The following is a 16,487-nucleotide window of genomic DNA, read 5'->3' on the forward strand; positions in this document are numbered from 1 at the left end:
TCGTCAGGGTGCGGGCCGGGCTTCGGCGGGGCGGCGGGCCGTGTGCAGCAGGGGAGCCCAGGCGGCGGCGTCGGTGAAGTCGCCGGTGCCGGCGGGGACGGTGTCCATCACGACACGGTCGGGGCGCAGCAGGACGGCGTCCGCTCGGCCGCGTGCCAGCCAGGCGGCGAGCGTGCCGTCGTCGTCCAGGTCGTCGACGTGGATCGTCGGGGCGCCCAGTGCCGTGGTCACTGCTGTCATCTGCGCCGTGGCCGGTACGGCGGTCAGGACGACGAAGGCGTCCCGGACGACGTCATCGAGACGCACTCGCCTGCCATCGTGCCGTATCCAGGGCTGCGGGCAGAAGGTGCCGGCCAGCGCGCGGCCGGCCAGCCTGGGCCTGCGCCGTACCAGCGGGCCGGCGGCCAGGGCGGGGCTGAGGTCACGGCTCACCGCCTCGGTCACGCCCGGGATGCGACAGACCGTGCCCACGACGGCCCGGCGAAAGGCCGCACCGCGGTCCTGGCCGCCGGTCATGGCCCAGCCGACGGCCACCGCCACGCGGATCACATGGCGGGCGTGCGGCTTGCGCTCGCGTTCGTAGGTGTCCAGCAGTTCCTCGGGCGCGCCCTGTCGGAGGACCCGGGCGAGTTTCCAGGTGAGGTTGTTGGCGTCGCGCAGGCCGGAGCACAGACCCTGCCCGACGAAGGGCGGGGTCAGGTGGGCGGCGTCGCCCAGCAGGAAGACACGCCCCCTGCGCCACCGGTCGGCGAGACGGGCCTGGAAGGTGTACTGCGCCTGCCGTACCACCTCGAAGTCGTCGCTCTGCGAGGCCGGCAGGTCCACCCAGGGGGCGACCAGCTCGCGCAGGCGCTCCCATCCGTCCGGGCCCTCCAGGTTCTGGTCGTCGGCCAGCCGGAACTCCCAGCGGTAGCGGTCCTCGCTGATGCGCATGAAGGTGGCCGGCCGGGTGGGGCAGCAGATCTGCTCGGCGCCTTCCCAGGTCCGCACCGGGCGGCTGGTGCGCACGTCGATGACCCGCCAGTTCTCCTGGAAGTGCAGGTCCTCCCAGGCGGCACCGATGGCGTCACGGGTGAGGCTGCCCGCCCCGTCGCAGCCGAGGACGGCATCGGCCCACAGGTGTTCCTCCTCGTCACTGCCGCCGCGCCGGAAGGTGACCCGGACGGGACCCGTCGGATCGTCGGGTGTGTCGGTGTTCGGCGTGCTGGACTCGGTGACGGACACGACCTCCACCCCGCTCCACAGCTCGCACTCCGGGCGGCGCGCCAGGGCGCCTCGCAGCAGACGTTCCAGCTCGGGCTGGTTGAACATGCTCAGCTGCGGGAAGCCGTGGAGTCCGTGCATGGACCGCGGGAACTCGCTGATCACGCGGCGCCGGGCGTCCAGCAGCCGTAGCCCGGGCGCCGGCCTGGCGATGGCGGCGAACTCCTCGTGGACGCCGACGCTCTGCAGGATCCGGCAGATCTCGTCGTCCGCGACGACGGCGCGTGGCAGGGGGTAGACATCGGGGTGGCGTTCGAGGAGGAGGCTGCGCACTCCGTAACGGGCCAGCAGGAGCGCGGCCGTGACTCCCACGGGCCCCGCCCCGATGATCACCACCGGTCTGCGGGTGGTGGCGCTCACGTCGCGTCCGCCACAGCGGTCCGCTGCTCGCCCAGGTCGATCCGCCCGTCGGGGGTGGCGATCGTGGCGGTGACGAGGTCGCCGTCGCGCAGGTACAGGGGGTTCTTGGCCTGTCCGTTGAAGAACGCCTTCCACTTCAGCGCGGGCGGCAGCAGCGCGGCGATCTTCTCGACCGGCTTGGGCGGGGCCTTCAGGGCGGTGCCGCCGGGCGTACCGGTCAGCAGCAGGTCGCCCGGGTCGAGGGTCTGGAAGCGGGCGAGCAGGGAGAGGGCCTGGGCGGGCCGCACGATCATGTCGGCCAGGGTGCGGTCCTGACGCGTTACACCGTTCACCGACAGCCGCAGTCGCAGGTCGATCAGACGGTCGAAGTCCTCCGGCTCCAGCAGGGCCAGGTACGGACCCGTCGGCGTGAAGGTCGGGTAGGACTTGCTCTCGTAGAACTGGGTCTTGGTCAGCTGGACGTCGCGGGCGCTGACGTCGTTGGTGAGGACGAGCCCGGCGACGTACGAAGGAAGGTCCTGCTCCCCCACAACCGTGCCCACCGGGAGCGTCGCGCCCATGACGAGGCCGAGTTCGACTTCGTAGTCGAGGAACTTCACGTGTGCCGGGCGGACGATCGTGTCGTGCGGGCCGCTGACCGAGCCGGACGCCTTGCGGAAGAAGGTGGGCGGTATGTCGCCCGTGAAACCCGAATCCTTGGCGTGGCTGCGGTAGTTGACCATCTGGGCGACCACCCGGCAGGGGGTGGTGACCGGGGGCAGCGCCACCAGGTCGGCGACGGGTGTGCCGCTCTTGCCGGAGGCGGCGGCCTCCCGGACGGCGGCCCGGTCAGCGAGCAGTTCGGCGGTGGTGACCGCCTTGGTCTCGATACGGACGGCGCGCTCGTTTCGGACGGCCCACCAGCCGTCGGGGGTGCGCAGCACGTTGGTGCTCATGAGCTCATCGCTTTCATCAGGCCCAGCAGGCGTGCGGGGTCGAGTTCGTTGTCGTCGCGCAGGGCGGTCATGACCTCGCGGAGCTTGGCGGGGGAGGGGTTGGTGCCCAGGAAGTCGCGGGTGACGGGCGGGCCCCACTGGGCCAGGCCGCTCGCCGACATGGGTGCCCAGCCGGGTTCGAGGTCGCAGGAGAACAGGTCGCCGTCGGCGAAGTGCTCCAGCATGAAGTGGTCGGGGTCGCGCCAGTAGTCGAAGAGCTGGCTGCCCTGGATGTGCCGGCCGATCCCCCAGCTGCGCTTGTATCCGCGCTCGGCGAGGTACTCGCCGCCGGCGGCGATCGCGTCGAGGTCGGTGACCTGGTAGGCGGAGTGGACGTAGCCGGTGCCCGGCCCGAGGTGCAGGGCGAGGGTGTGGTGGTCCACGGGCAGGCTGCCCTGGTCGCAGCGGATGAACGCCATGGTCGGCCCGCGCTGGCGTTGCCCGTCGAGGAACAGGAAGTCGGACACGATCATGCCAAGGGTGTCCAGGTACCAGTCCAGGGTGCGGGTGAACGTCCGCGTCTCCAGCACCACATGGCCGAGGCGCTGGATACGGGACGGCTCACGGGGCGGGCGCTGGGTGGTGTTCGTACGACGGCCTTCGATGCCGGTGTTGAGGATCAGCGGCTGCTGCCCGGGCAGCGCGGGAAGCGGTTCGGCGCAGTGCACCACCCGGACGGGGAGTCCCGAGGGATCGAACAGGGCGACCGACCGGCCGCCGCCGGGGACGTCGATGTCCCGGACGGTGTGTCCGACGGCGGCGGCCAGCCGGTCCACATCGGTCCGTTCGGCCGCGCGGAACGCGGGCCCGAGGAAGCGGGAGGCGCGACCGCGTCGGATGACCATGCAGGGAGAGCCCCCGAACGTGCCGCGCAGCCACAGCTCGTGATCGGTGCGGGCGGCGATCGCGAAGCCGAAGTCACGGGCGAACACCTCGGCCCGGTCCAGGTCCGGCTTCTCGAACTCCAGCCAGGCCAGGTCCGCCACTTTGATCACGGGATTCCGGGCTCGTCCGGGGTGTTCACCGCGTAGGGCGCCCTGCTCACTGTGGAGGTCTTGGTGGGGCGTCAGAGGACCGCCCTTGTTAACGGGGATGTGGGACACGGTGTCCTCCAAGCAACACTGCCGTAATGAGGAAATCATCAACTCTGTCGTTTCTCGTCGTCAATAGGTGCAGCCCAAATAATTGAGGATCTCATCAGTAATGGCAGTGTCATCGTTGCGGCGGTTACACTGAGCCGCATGCCGACGTCAGCCCTGCCCAAGAACCGCTTCGAGCGACGCCGTGCCGAGACCCGCCAGGCGCTCGTCCGCGCGGCCCGGCAGATCCTCGCGGAAACCGGGGACACGAGCGCGAGCATCCAGGCCCTCGCCCAGCGCGCCGATGTCGGCTTCGGGTCCTTCTACAACCACTTCGAGTCGAAGACGGAGCTGTTCGACGCGGCGGTGACGGACGCCCTGGAGGAGTTCGGGAAGGTCATCGACGAGCGCGTGGAAGGCATCGACGACCCGGCCGAGCTGGTCGCGGCCGGCTTCCGGCTCACCGCCCGGATGGCCGACTCCCACCCGGAACTCATGCGAATCCTGCGCGACCGCGGCCTGTCCCACATCCACTCCGACAGCGGCCTCGCCCCACGCGCCCTGCGCGACCTGGAGATCGGCATCGCCTCAGGCCGTTTCACCTGCGGCAACGCGACCACCGCCCTGTCGGCCCTGGGCGGCACCCTGCTGTCCCTGGTGGCTCTCCGGCTGGAGCGCCCGGACCTCGACGGCGACGAGGCCGCCTCCGACCTGGCCGAGATGGTCCTGCGCATGCTCGGCCTCGCTGCGGACGACGCCCATGAGGTCACCCGTCGCCCGCTGCCCGATCTCGCCCGATGACCTCCTGCACCTGAAGCGCGGCCCTCTGTGGTGCTACGCCGGCGGCGACGAGGAACGCGGTTGCCGCGGCCTCGCCCGTGGGGTCGGTCCACGGGCATGCGGCGTTCTCCTCGGCGAGGGCCAGCATCAGTGCCTCCAGCGCTTGGGCGAGGACAGGTGCGGGAAGGTGGTCCGCGAAGACGCCTTCGCGCTGACCACGTCGTAGGGTTGCGACGGCTTCTGCGCGGGCCGGTGCCAGAGTGGTACGGATCGCGTCCTCTCCCAGGTGGCGCCGTCCCAAGGCGATGAGCATGCGGTAGTGGTCGCCCACCGTCCATGCCGCCAGCACCATCCGTGTCATCGCCTCGACCGGGTCGGCATCCGCGGTACGGGCTCTGGCGAACGCCTGCCGGAGTTCATGGCCTGCTTCCTGTGTCAGGTCGGCGATCAGCGCATGCCGGCTGGGGAAGTGCCCGTAGAGGGTGCGCCGGGCGACGCCGGCCGCCTGAGCGATGCTGTCGAGACTCGCGTCCGGGTCCTCCCGCAGTTTCCGCCGGGCGGTCGCGAGGATGCGCCTGTGGTTGGAGTGAGCATCCTTGCGCTGCACAGTACGGCCCGGGGTGTCGGTCGTCTGCATGGTTCTTCCTCTCCGCGGTTGCCGGAAAGCCGTGGGCGCCGGTGTTCCCTCACGCACCGGCGCCCACTCACCCCTGCCCAGGGTGGCTTGTTGTCCTGCTGACGGGCGTCAGGGGACGAGGATGAGGCGGATCGGGTCGCCGATCTTGTTCTCCAGTCGGTGGACGGCGTCGGCGGCTTCGATGAGCGGGATGTGGTCGGTGATGGAGGGGGCCAGGTCGAGGCGGCCGGCCGCGGTCAGCTGCACCAGCTCGGAGACGGACTCGGGGAAGCCGCCGTAGTGGCCGCGCACCTGCTTCTGCAGGTAGTTGAAGGTCAGGCCCTCGGTGATGGTCAGCGGTCTGGGGGTGATGCCCACCAGGATCAGGGAGCCGCCCAGGCCGAGCACGGAGGCGGCCTGGTCGCGGACGGCGGGGACGCCGGCGCAGTCGAAGGCGAAGTCGAGGCCGCGTCCGCCGGTGGCTGCGCGGACCTGGTCGGCGAAGTCGGGGGCTGCCGGGTCGAGCGCGTAGTCCGCGCCGAAGGCCAGGGCGCGCTCGCGGGCGCTGGGCAGCGGGTCGACGGCGATGATCGGGGCGGCGCCGACCAGGCGGGCGAGGCGTACGTTGTGGGCGCCGACTCCGCCGACGCCCCAGACGCCGACGGACTGGGCGGGGCGGACGCCCGCGGTGGCGACGACGGCGGCGTAGGGGGTGGAGACCGCGTCGGGGATGATCGCGGCCTGGTCGAAGGGGAGGCTGTCGGGGATGGGGATGAGGGTGTCCTCGCGGGCGATCACGTACTCGGCCCAGCCGCCGTCGTAGTCGATGCCGGCGGTGAGCATCTGGGTGCAGGGGCGGTGGCGCACGCATCCGGCGCACGTGCCGCAGGTCTTGCCGGCCTCGAGGGTGACGCGGGTGCCGACGGGCAGGCCGCGCTTGAGGTCGGGGCCGAGCGTGTGGATCACACCGGCGACCTCGTGGCCGACGGTGATGGTGTCGGAGGTGGCGAACAGGGGGGCGAGGGAGCCGTCGAGGAGGTGGACGTCGGAGAGGCAGACGCCGGCGGCCTTGACCTCGATGAGGACCTCGCCCGGGCCCGGCACGGGGATCGGGACCTCTTCCACGGCGAACTTCTTGCTGTCCAGGTGGAAGCGTCCGGCGAGCATGGTGTCCATGAAGGTCTGCTTTCTGTGAGCGGCACGGCCCGGTGGTTCGGGCCATGGGTGCCATGGGTGTCTGAATGGCTGGTGGGGCCGGGAGGCGGGCGGAGTGGCAGGAGGGGGGGCCGCACGCCTCCCGGCGGCTGGGGGTGGGGGGGGGGGGCGGGGGGGCGGGGGGGGCGGCGGGGGGGGGGCCCCCCCCCCCCCCGGCGGCTGGGGGTCGCACGCCTTCACGGCGTGCGACGGTCAGGCGAAGACGTCCTGCTGGTAGCGCTCGTCGGCCTCGAGCTGGGCGAGCCACTGCTGGGCGGTGTCGTCGTCGCTGCCGGTCTTTTGGCGGTGGATGGCGGCGAGTGCCTCGCGGACGGCGGGGGCCATGCGGCGGCCGTCACCGCAGACGTAGATGTACGCGCCGTCCTCGATGGCCTGCCACACCGTGTCGGCGGCATGGGCGATGGCGTTCTGCACGAACCGGGCCGGGTGGCCGGTCACCGCGGAGAAGGCGGTGTGGATCTGGGCGATCCCGGCCTGCTCCCAGTCCTGCATCTCCTGCTTGTAGAAGTAGTCGTGCTCCGGGTGGCGGCAGCCGACGAACACCTGCGACGCGCCCACCTGGGTGCCGTTGGCGTGCTGTGTCGCCCGCTCCTCCAGGAAGCCGCGCAGCGGTGCGATGCCGGTGCCGGGGCCGATGAGGATCAGCGGCGTGGCGGGGTCGGCGGGCGGGGCGAACGTGGGGGAGGGCACGCGGACGTAGCCGTAGACGGCGTCTCCGGGTTCGAGGCCGGCGATGTAGGAGGAGCAGGTGCCGCGGTACTGGCCGTCGCCGGACAGGGCCGGGCCCTCCAGCAGGCCGACGGTCAGGCGCACGTGGCGCGGGTTGGCGGACGGGGCGGAGGAGATGGAGTAGAAGCGCGGGCGGATGGGGCCCATCATCTCCAGGAAGACCGCGAGCGGCAGCTCGACGGCCGGGAAGCGTTCCAGCAGGCCCAGCACCGAGATGCGCTTGCCGAGGATCTCCTTGCTGTAGCGCTCCTCGGCCTCCTGGGTGTCGGCGGTGTACGCCAGCAGCTGCGGCCGGGTCCACGGGCACTCGGTGTACTCGGCGAGCGTCTGGATCTGGGAGCGGGTGGCCACGTCCTGCAGCTCCAGGAACTCGGTGAGCAGGATGCCGGCGGTGACCGGGGTGCCGACCGGCAGGTGGGTGCGGCCACCGGCGGGCTGCTCCAGCCGGAGCACCTGGTCGTAGTCGACGCCGAGCCGCCTCAGGGCGCGCTCCACCAGGGCGAGTTCGTTCTTGGCGAAGACGGCCAGGTGGTTTCCGGTGTCGTAGGTGACGCCCTCGGGCAGCTCGAAGGTGATGGACTTCGCCGACGGGCGCGGCGGCTCGATCTGGAAGTCCCACAGGCCGGTCGCGTCGGCCACGAGCTCCTCATTGGCCACCACCGTGAGCGGGTACGCCTGCTCGGAGACGATGGCGGGGCGCACGTCGGCCTCGGTGAGCAGCTGGACCTGGAAGCGCGGGCCGCTCGCCTCGGAGGTGTCGGCGGCGTACTCCTCGGCCAGAGTGGCCCACAGGGTGTCCATCCACCGCGTGGCCATGCCGTCGAAGTCACCGGCGGCGTCCGCGATACCACGCTCGACGATGGGGGTGGCGCCGGCGGCCAGCAGACCTTCCTCGATCCGCTTGGGGAATGCCTGGTAGGTGGCCACCCATTGGGTGTTGCCGGCGCCCAGCAGCGCGTACCGCACGTTGGACAGTGAGCCCTCGGGCAGTCCGGCGGCGAGCAGGTCGTCGAAGCGCTGGGCGTTGTCGGGGGCCTTGCCGTTGTAGCTGGCGGCGACGACGGCGAGCAGGCCCTCGGTGGGCAGGTTGTCACCCAGCTCGTCCAGGCTGATGAGGGTGGTGCCGAAGCCGGAGCGCTCGCCGCGGTCGGCGATGGTGCGGGCCAGGTCCTCGCACGAACCCAGGCTGGAGCCGTAGGCGACGGTCAGGTTCACACCGACACCGCTGACCGCGGCCTGTGCCTGCGTGTCGCCGGTCTGCAGGTCCGCGGCGCCGAAGACGGTCCGCTCGTGCTCCTGACGGCGACGGACGATCAGCTCGAAGTTGCCGGGCTTGCGCGTCAGCGCCTCCCGGGGGTCCATCTTGTAGTCGTTGGTGTCGGAGAACTTGAACTTCTGCAGCACCAGCGCGAGGGCCAGGCGGGCCTCGGTGAGCGCGAACTGGCGGCCGATGCAGGCACGTATGCCGTTGCCGAACGGCTTGTAGGCGTGCGGGTGGTGCTGGACGCGGTTTTCCGGCAGCCAGCGGTCGATGTCGAACTCGTCCGGCCGCTCCCACGCCTTGGGGTGTGTGTGCAGCGGGCCTTCCAGGATGAGGACCTTCGCACCCTTCTTCAGCTCGTAGTGGCCGCCGATGACGGTGTCCTCCCGCGCCGTCTTGCCGAACGACGGGATGGGAGCCCACAGGCGCAGGGTCTCGTCCAGGATCCGCGGGATGACGTCCAGCTGCATGATCGTGTCGTAGTCCGGGACCGTGTCACCCGGCATCAGCCGGTCCACCTCGGCGTACGCCTGGGCCAGCACGTGCGGGTTGCGCATCAGCGAGTACGTGGCGAACGACAGCAGGCCGCTGGTGGTCTCGTGGCCGGCGATCAGGAACGTCAGCACCTGGTCGCGGACGTTGTCGTCGTACAGCCGCTTGCCGGTCTCCGGGTCGGTGGCCTCCAGCATCAGGCCCAGCAGGTCCTCCTCACCGCCGCCCTTCCCCTCGCGGCGCTCCTTGATCACGCTCTCGACCAGCTCCTGCATCAGCCGGACGTTCTCGCCGTACTTCTTGGCATCGGCCTTGCGGAGCTTGGTCATCATCGGCAGCTCCTGCGAGCGCCGCAGCGACTCCACCAGCGCGCCCAGCAGCGCGTTGAGGAAGGGGTGCAGCTCCTCCTTCTCGAAGGAGTCGAACCGGTAGCCGAACCCCGACAGGGCGATCGTGTCCAGCGTCAGCCGGGTGTAGTCGTCGGTGATGTTGACCGACTGACCCTCCTTGCGCTCCCACTTGCCCGCCAGGTTCTGGGCGATCTCCAGCATCTGCCCGAAGTACGCCTTCATGGCCCGCTGGCTGAACGCCGGCAGGAGGATCCGGTGCGCCATGCCCCATTCCTCCTCGTGCTGGTGGGCCGTGAACAGGCCCGCGCCCGCGAAGTCCCGGACATGCTGCAGCGGCGTCTTCTCGATCTGCTTGAAGAACCGCGTCTCGTCGGAGACCTCGGCCACCAGGTCCGGGTCGTAGACGAAGATCTGCTCGATACCGGCGATGTCCAAGCCGTAGATGCCCTCGGGGAACTGCTTGGACAGCTCGGCGAAGTACTCGACCGGGTTGGTGTCGGGGATCTGCGGCGTGTTGCCGAGGAGGGGGATCCCGCGCGGGGACCGGATGGGGCGAAGGTCGTTCGCGGAGTGCGTGGTCATGTCTTGCTCCTCTGCGCGGAGGGGGTGGAGGGGGATGGGCAAGGGCGCGCTGCGCAGGTCGATGCCGTGGCGCCGTACGGAAACATACGCCGTATGGAATTGGAACCATACGGGGTATGGAAAGTGGAGCGCAACCCCGGGGGCCCAGGTGGGGCTGTGGTGAAGCTCATTTCCGTACCGTGTACGGAACTGGTACCGTACGAGGTATGGAAAAGAAGGTGAGACGTCCCCCGCGGGGAACGAGGAAGAGAGACGTGCCTCTGACGGAGGCCGGGATCTATACCGCCGCCCTGCGGCTCATCGACGAGGACGGCGTCGAGGCGCTCACCATGCGCAAACTCGCCACCGAGCTCGACGCGAACCCGATGTCGCTGTACCACCACGTGCCGAACAAGGAAGCCGTGCTGCGCGGCGTGACGAGAATGGTCGGAGCGCAGTTCCGCACCGTGACACTGGAGGACGCTCCCTGGCAGGAGCGGATCCGTCTGCTCGCCACAGACTTCCGGACCCTGGCGCACCGTCACCCCAAGCTGCTGGCTTACTCGTTCAGCCACCAGCCGGACTTCATCCAGCCCAACGACCCGTTCTGGACCGCCCTCACCGCCATCGTGGCCGCTGCCGGTGTGCCGCAGTCAGAGGTCTCGAAGATCGCTGCGCTGATGGTCGCCGTCGTCATCGGCGTCCTCACCGCAGAACTCAACGGCGCACTCCACCAGTGGTCGACCCTCAAGCCCCATGGCCCTGAAGCCGATGAAGACGGGGCCATGGACGCACACCCTGGCTCTACGGGTGCGGCCCCCGAAGGCCCTGACCAGGACCACATGTTCCGCCTCGTGATGGACACGCTGATCACGGGCCTGGAAAGCCGCCTCACCGCCGGACGTGACGGCCGGCACGCCCGGCCATTGAGCCAGTCAGCCTGAGACGCTGCGCCCCAGCCACTGGCGGCTGAGGCGCGCCCGCAGTCGGGCGATCTCAGGCTGCGACACACGGGAGCCACCCCGTCACATCGGGTGAGACCGCCCGGCGGGGTAGTTCCACACCGCCCGGCGGGGTGGTTCCACATCCAGCCTCTACACGGCAGCCGTATGCCGACGCTGAACCGTGCAATGACCATGGTCGTCGGCTTGTTCCTGGTCTCCCTCCTGAGGGGGGAGACCGTCGGCCTCGTCGAGCTGAATCACCCGCGTTGTCCGTTCACCGAGGCGGCTACGCCGCCGAGTGCTCCCGCCCGTGAGCGCGAAGTGTCGCCCCGTACCGGATGAGACCTACCCGATCTCTCGATCCGTTCTTTTCTCTCTTCCTCCATCCCCACCTTTGCTGTCCGGAGGGCTGCCCCCATGTCCCAGAACGCCACCGTCGCTGCTTGCGGCGCCGAGACCACAGCTGAGAATGTGCCCGACCTGTCGCACCGGCGTCGCTGGTGGATTCTGTTGGTCATTTCCCTGTCGATGCTGATGGGTGTCCTCGACGGCACCATCGTGAACATCGCCCTGCCGTCCGCCCAGCACGACCTGGGCTTCTCGGATGCCGACCGGCAGTGGGTGGTCACCGCCTATGCGCTGGCCTTCGGCAGTCTGCTGATGCTCGGCGGCCGGGTCGCGGACCTGGTCGGGCAGAAGGTGACGTTCCTGGTGGGTCTGGCCGGCTTCGCAGCCGCCTCCATGGTGGGAGGAGCGGCGAACGGTTTCGCCATGCTCGTCATCGCGCGCGCCGTCCAGGGCCTGTTCGCCGCCCTGCTGGCCCCGTCCGCACTGTCACTCCTGATGACCACCTTCACCGATCCGCGCGAGCGGGTGAAAGCTTTCACCGTCGCGGGATCGGTCGCCGGTGCCGGCGGAGCCATCGGCCTGATCCTCGGCGGGGTGCTGACCCAGTACTTGGACTGGCGCTGGACCATGTACGTCAACGTGGTCTTCGCGGGGGTGGCGTTCGTCGGTGGGGCCGCTCTGCTGCACCGCACGCCGCGCGACACGTCCTCCAAGCTCGATGTCCTCGGCACTCTGCTGGTTTCCATCGGCCTGTTCTGCCTGGTCTACGGGTTCTCGAACGCCGAGACGCACGGCTGGGGCTCGTCGGCGACCTGGGGCATGCTGGTGGCCGGTGCCGTACTGGTGGCCGTCTTCGGGTGGTGGCAGACCAGGGCGGAGTATCCGCTGCTGCCCCTGCGGGTCCTGCTGGACCGCAACCGCGGTGCCTCCTTCGCCGCCCTCTTCGTCACCGGCGCGGGCATGTTCGGCGTGTTCCTGTTCCTGACCTACTACCTGCAGCAGAGCCTCGGCTACAGCGCCCTGAAGACGGGCTTCGCCTTCCTGCCCATGATCGTGGCGTCGTCGTCCGCGTCGGCGGTGGCCAACAACGTCCTGGTGCGGCGCATAGGTCCCAAGCCGGTGGTTCCGCTGGGGATGGCCATCGCGGCCGCCGGCCTGGTGTGGATGACCACGCTGGACCTGGGCAGCGGATACATGACACAGGTACTGCCCCAGCTGGTGCTCGTCGGCGTCGGCCTGGGCACGGTCATCGCGCCCGCCATGAGCCTGGCCACCTCCGGCGTGGCCGCGGCCGATGCCGGAGTCGCGTCCGCCGCCGTGAACACCGTCCAGCAGGTGGGTGGGTCCATCGGCGTCGCCCTGCTCAGCACGATGGCCTCCGACGCCGCCACCAACTACCTCTCCGGCCGTGACCCCAAGGGCCCCGGCGTCCTGGCCCAGGCCGGTCTCGAGGGTTACTCCACTGCGTACTGGTGGTCGGCGGCCGTCTTCGTGGTGGGTCTGGTGGTGACCGTGCTGCTGTACCGCCGTGGCGTGCCCCAGCAGAACGAGAACGCTGCATCCGTCGTGCACATGTAGCGGGACAAGCAGTGCTTTGAGGGCCACCCACCTTCGAGGGGGGCGAACAGGGTCTTTGCGGCTCCCCTCCCTTGCTCAATGGATGCCCCATAGGGGCAGCGACTCGGGTTCTATCAGCGGAAGGTGTACCAGGTGGAAGATCGAACAGATCCGCGTCTATTGCGCAGTCGTGAGGCCATGGTCGCGGCGGCCACCGCGTTGCTCACGGAAGGTGGGCTGGAGGCCGTGACACATCAAACGGTTGCGACTCGTGCCGGCGTCGGCAGGGCAACCGTCTACCGGCACTGGCCGAGCCTTCTCGACCTCCGCCTGGCCGCGCTGGAGGCCGGCATGCCCCCTCTGCCTCCGGTACCCGAGGAGCTTCGGGCCGCTTCGGGCAACGATCCGCGAGCGGAGCTCATTTACCGTCTGAACGTGCTCGCCGAGCGTTGGGACGACGAGCAATCGGGGGCCGTCCTTGCCGCGGTCCTCGGGGGCTCACGGCACGACGAAGGTATGCGCCGCCTCCGGGAGTCACTGCTGAACCAGATCGCCGACGCCCTGCGTCCCGCGGTTACCGCAGCCGTCGAGCGCGGCCGGCTCCGGCCCGACGTCACCCCCGAGACATTCGCCATGGCCACCGCTGGGCCGCTGTTCTTCGAGCGCTTCTTCGTCGGGAACCACCTGGGACGCGACACCGTGAACGCCGTCGTGGACGCCGCTTTGCGAGGTTGGTCCTAGATGTAGCGGCTTGCGGCCGCGAAGCAAGCCAGGCCATCCGTCCGACAAGGTCTCCGCCCTTCAATTCTTCGCAGCGGGTTACGCCTTGCTTCCGCAGCGGCTTCGCCGAGCATGTTTGCCGATGCTCTGCTCGCCCGGACGGTGTGGGCAACTCGGCCGTCGTCCACCAGCGGGCTTTCGGGGCGAGCGCGAAGCGGACAAACGGCGGCCAGACTTCTGTCGGTGGACTTCGAAAAGGCGTGAGATCAGAGCGCCGCGATGGCCTGCGGGGGCCGGCTGCGCATTCGACAGTCGACGCCAACGACCGAAAACGAGCACACGGTACCGTGGCCCCCCTGACCCCGGTCGTCGCCGCCACAGGCCACCGAGAGCCAGTTCCTCGGACTCGCCGTGTACGCGGCGCAGCTCTGCGACGGTTTCCTGAGTGTGCCTCAATTACTGGTGGTAGCAGTTCATTTGCCGCTTCGATCGGCAGGTACGTACCAACGTGTTACGCGCGTAAATTCTGCCTCCGGCTTCTTGTTCGCCGACCGCGGGGCGCGGAATACTCCCGATCCGAACTTGTCAGGGACACGCTGTTCGCGAGGGCTCTTGTGCCGCCCTGACGGGTCTCCCCTGTCCCCACCCAGGAGGAACGAGTGAAGGTCAAGACCCTCCGCACCGCCAGACGCTCCGGGTTGATCGCCTTGGCGTCCGGGCTCCTCGCGGTGTCGCTCACCACGCCCACCGCCCAGGCCGCCCCCTCGGCCAAGGCCTCGCCCGAGGCCGCGGCCAAGCTCACCAAGACCCTCGGCACCACCTCGACGGCCGGCTCGTACTACGACGCCGAGACCAAGTCCGTAGTGGTCAACGTCACCACGCGGAAGGCCGCGGAGGCCGTCCGCGAGGCCGGTGCCGTGCCGAGGCTCGTCACCCACAGCTCAGCGCAGCTGGCCAAGGCCGGCGCCGCCACCAAGGCTGCCGACATCCCCGGCACCGCCTGGGCCGTCGACCCCAGGAGCAACAAACTCGTGGTGAGCGCCGACAGCAACGTCTCGCGCGCCGACATCGCCGAGCTCAAGTCCGCCACCGCCTCCTACGGCGACGCGGTCACCGTCAAACGAGTCAGCGGCACCTTCAGGAAGCTGCTCAACGGCGGCACCGCCATCTACGCCGACGCCGGCTGGCGCTGCTCCGTCGGTTTCAACGTCCGGAGCAGCAGCGGCGCCTACTACTTCCTGACCGCCGGTCACTGCACCGACGGTTACCCGAACTGGTACACCAACTCCGGCCTGAGCACCTACGTCGGCCCGACCATCGACTCCAGCTTCCCCACCAACGACTACGGCATCGTCCGCTACGACAACACCGGCGTCAGCCACCCCGGCACCGTCAACCTCTACAACGGCACCAGCCAGGACATCACGTCCGCCGCCAACGCCTACGTCGGCGAGTCGGTCAAGCGCAGCGGTTCCACCACCGGCGTGCACGGCGGGACCGTCCAAGCCCTCAACGCCACGGTCAACTACGGTGGCGGCGACGTCGTCTACGGCCTCATCCAGACCAACGTCTGCGCCGAGCCCGGCGACTCCGGCGGTTCGCTGTTCGACGGCACCAAGGCGATCGGTCTGACTTCCGGCGGCAGCGGCGACTGCACCTCCGGCGGTACGACCTTCTTCCAGCCGGTGACCGAGGCGCTGAGCGCGTACGGCGTCAGCGTGTACTAGGTCCTCCTCCCTCTCCCGAGCGTTGACGACGCACGTGACCGCCGCCCGGAAGGCGGCGGTCACACGCGGCCTGTGGGTGCGCCGTTCCGCCAACCCGCCCTACGCCTCCTGGGGGACGTTCGCGGGCGACAACGGTGAGGACAACGCCGCGCACACGCCCTGGGCCTGGGACGACGGGGACGACGGCAGCGATCTGCAGGACGGCTCGATCACGCCTGACCCCGCGTACCTGATCTCGCAGTACTTCGCCAACACCGCTCAGCCTCACCTACACCCGCAACGCCTACCGGTCCTGACGGGCACACCGAAGTGAGGGCTCATGAACACTGCAGCAGACTCCGGCCGAGGCCTGGACCGGCGTACCATGCTCCGCGGCGCGCTGGGCCTGACGGCCGCGCTCGGTACGGCGGCGACCCTAAGCCTCGGGTCGGCCTCCCGCGCCTCGGCCTACGGATGGACCCGCACTCTTCAGCAGGGCGACAGCGGCTCCGATGTGAAGGAGTTGCAGATCCGCGTCGGCGGCTGGGCCGCATCCAGCGCGCAGCAGACCTACGTCGCCTGGGACGGTGCCTTCGGTGCGGCCACCTACAACGCGGTCAGGCGGTTCCAGTCCGCGTACGGTCTCACGGCGGACGGCGTCGTCGGCCCGCAGACCCAGAGCGTGCTCAACAGTCTCGAAAGCAGCGACGGTTCCACCGCGCACTTCGACTGGAGCGAGTTCTACTCCCATGACGGGTCCGGCTTCAGCGGCGGGCAGGTGGGCGCCGCCGAGGTCAAGGAGAACGTGCGTCGGCTGATGTACAAGCTCGAGGCCGTACGCAAGAAGGCCGGCAACAGCGCGACCACGATCAACTCCGGTTTCCGCAGCGTCTCCTACAACGCCTCGGTGGGCGGCGCGTCCAACAGCATGCACGTCTACGGCGTCGCCGCGGACATCGTCGTCTCCGGACACACCACCCTCCAGGTGTACAGGATCGCTGAGACCTGCGGATTCTCCGGGCTCGAGGCCTACACCCACTCCTGGCAGCACGTGGACAGCCGCGTCCAGTACCCCTCCTACGGCTCCGGTTCCTGGTGGTGGGAGAGCGGCGTCGTGTGACCTCCCTCCGCCCACACGCGTCGACCCGCCCCGCTCTTCAGAGGAGTTGACGAATCTTGAAGTTCCGTGCCAAGGCCCGCCCTCACCATGGCGGCCACCGTGGTCATCGCGGTCGCCCTGCAGCAGTCCGCTGCCAGGGCTGACGTCCCGCCGCAGCACGCGGTCACCGTGTGCCAGACTGCCAGCTTCTACGCCAACTACGACAGCGCCTCGGGCCCCACCGGCTATCTGCGCACCCTCACCTACGGCAACAAGGTCGGCCACACCCAGGGCGTGCACCCTGTCTACAACGGCTGGGCCGCCACCTTCGACTACGGCCCCAACGACTGGGGCTACGTGCGCATCGAGTGCATCGGCGGCTACGACTCCTGGTGAGCCGTGACAGCCCCGAGTCCCCCGCAACGACAGGGAA

General features: G+C 69.6%; 14 protein-coding genes. 8 read left to right on the forward strand and 6 right to left on the reverse strand.

The genetic code is table 11. The annotated features are described in order from the left end of the window. Positions 1 to 3: 3 nt before the first annotated feature. From mhpA to ACWCQS_RS23985, 3 genes are read right to left on the reverse strand one after another with little or no spacing between them, the layout of a single operon-like run. Positions 4 to 1,623, reverse strand: coding sequence for a bifunctional 3-(3-hydroxy-phenyl)propionate/3-hydroxycinnamic acid hydroxylase MhpA (gene mhpA / locus ACWCQS_RS23975; RefSeq protein WP_451006330.1), 1,620 nt, complete (start codon positions 1,621 to 1,623; stop codon positions 4 to 6). Next, positions 1,620 to 2,558 carry a fumarylacetoacetate hydrolase family protein gene (locus tag ACWCQS_RS23980; RefSeq protein WP_451006331.1) on the reverse strand — a complete coding sequence of 313 codons (939 nt, stop codon included), beginning with the start codon at positions 2,556 to 2,558 and terminating at the stop codon, positions 1,620 to 1,622. The genes mhpA and ACWCQS_RS23980 overlap by 4 nt, the downstream gene beginning before the upstream one ends. Next, on the reverse strand, positions 2,555 to 3,592 hold the full coding sequence (locus tag ACWCQS_RS23985; protein ID WP_451006332.1) for a VOC family protein: 1,038 nt from the start codon (positions 3,590 to 3,592) through the stop codon (positions 2,555 to 2,557). Before ACWCQS_RS23985 ends, ACWCQS_RS23980 begins: the two co-directional genes overlap by 4 nt. Before the next feature lie 246 nt (positions 3,593 to 3,838). Here ACWCQS_RS23985 and ACWCQS_RS23990 point away from each other — a divergent pair, with 246 nt between their 5' ends. Beyond that, positions 3,839 to 4,477 (forward strand): TetR/AcrR family transcriptional regulator, encoded by a 639-nt coding sequence (locus ACWCQS_RS23990; RefSeq protein WP_451006333.1) that lies wholly within the window; start codon positions 3,839 to 3,841, stop codon positions 4,475 to 4,477. On the opposite strand, the gene ACWCQS_RS23995 is transcribed toward ACWCQS_RS23990, so the two are convergent. The 3 genes from ACWCQS_RS23995 to ACWCQS_RS24005 form a co-directional block, all read right to left on the reverse strand. Next, positions 4,443 to 5,093, reverse strand: coding sequence for a TetR/AcrR family transcriptional regulator (locus ACWCQS_RS23995; protein ID WP_451006334.1), 651 nt, complete (start codon positions 5,091 to 5,093; stop codon positions 4,443 to 4,445). The genes ACWCQS_RS23990 and ACWCQS_RS23995 overlap by 35 nt on opposite strands. Positions 5,094 to 5,201: 108 nt before the next feature. After that, positions 5,202 to 6,248, reverse strand: coding sequence for a zinc-binding dehydrogenase (locus ACWCQS_RS24000; RefSeq protein ID WP_451006335.1), 1,047 nt, complete (start codon positions 6,246 to 6,248; stop codon positions 5,202 to 5,204). Positions 6,249 to 6,479: 231 nt separating this feature from the next. Beyond that, positions 6,480 to 9,701: a bifunctional cytochrome P450/NADPH--P450 reductase gene (locus ACWCQS_RS24005; RefSeq protein WP_451006336.1), complete on the reverse strand. Its 3,222-nt coding sequence runs from the start codon at positions 9,699 to 9,701 to the stop codon at positions 6,480 to 6,482. A gap of 254 nt (positions 9,702 to 9,955) precedes the next feature. Between ACWCQS_RS24005 and ACWCQS_RS24010 the strand changes: the two genes are divergently transcribed. From ACWCQS_RS24010 to ACWCQS_RS24040, 7 genes are all read left to right on the forward strand, one after another. Beyond that, a complete protein-coding gene (locus tag ACWCQS_RS24010) occupies positions 9,956 to 10,624 on the forward strand; it encodes a TetR/AcrR family transcriptional regulator (protein WP_451006337.1) in 669 nt (222 codons plus the stop codon). A 417-nt stretch (positions 10,625 to 11,041) separates the two neighbouring features. After that, positions 11,042 to 12,550: an MFS transporter gene (locus ACWCQS_RS24015; RefSeq protein WP_451006338.1), complete on the forward strand. Its 1,509-nt coding sequence runs from the start codon at positions 11,042 to 11,044 to the stop codon at positions 12,548 to 12,550. Between the two features lie 123 nt (positions 12,551 to 12,673). Further along, a complete protein-coding gene (locus tag ACWCQS_RS24020) occupies positions 12,674 to 13,270 on the forward strand; it encodes a TetR/AcrR family transcriptional regulator (protein WP_451006339.1) in 597 nt (198 codons plus the stop codon). A gap of 638 nt (positions 13,271 to 13,908) precedes the next feature. Further along, positions 13,909 to 14,976 (forward strand): S1 family peptidase, encoded by a 1,068-nt coding sequence (locus ACWCQS_RS24025; RefSeq protein WP_451006340.1) that lies wholly within the window; start codon positions 13,909 to 13,911, stop codon positions 14,974 to 14,976. 34 nt (positions 14,977 to 15,010) lie between these two features. Beyond that, positions 15,011 to 15,289, forward strand: coding sequence for a hypothetical protein (locus tag ACWCQS_RS24030; RefSeq protein WP_451006341.1), 279 nt, complete (start codon positions 15,011 to 15,013; stop codon positions 15,287 to 15,289). Between the two features lie 6 nt (positions 15,290 to 15,295). After that, positions 15,296 to 16,075 (forward strand): D-Ala-D-Ala carboxypeptidase family metallohydrolase, encoded by a 780-nt coding sequence (locus tag ACWCQS_RS24035; protein WP_451006342.1) that lies wholly within the window; start codon positions 15,296 to 15,298, stop codon positions 16,073 to 16,075. Between the two features lie 66 nt (positions 16,076 to 16,141). Further along, positions 16,142 to 16,450, forward strand: coding sequence for a hypothetical protein (locus ACWCQS_RS24040; RefSeq protein WP_451006343.1), 309 nt, complete (start codon positions 16,142 to 16,144; stop codon positions 16,448 to 16,450). Positions 16,451 to 16,487: the final 37 nt, after the last annotated feature.

Source organism: Streptomyces sp. NPDC002076 (assembly GCF_053593835.1).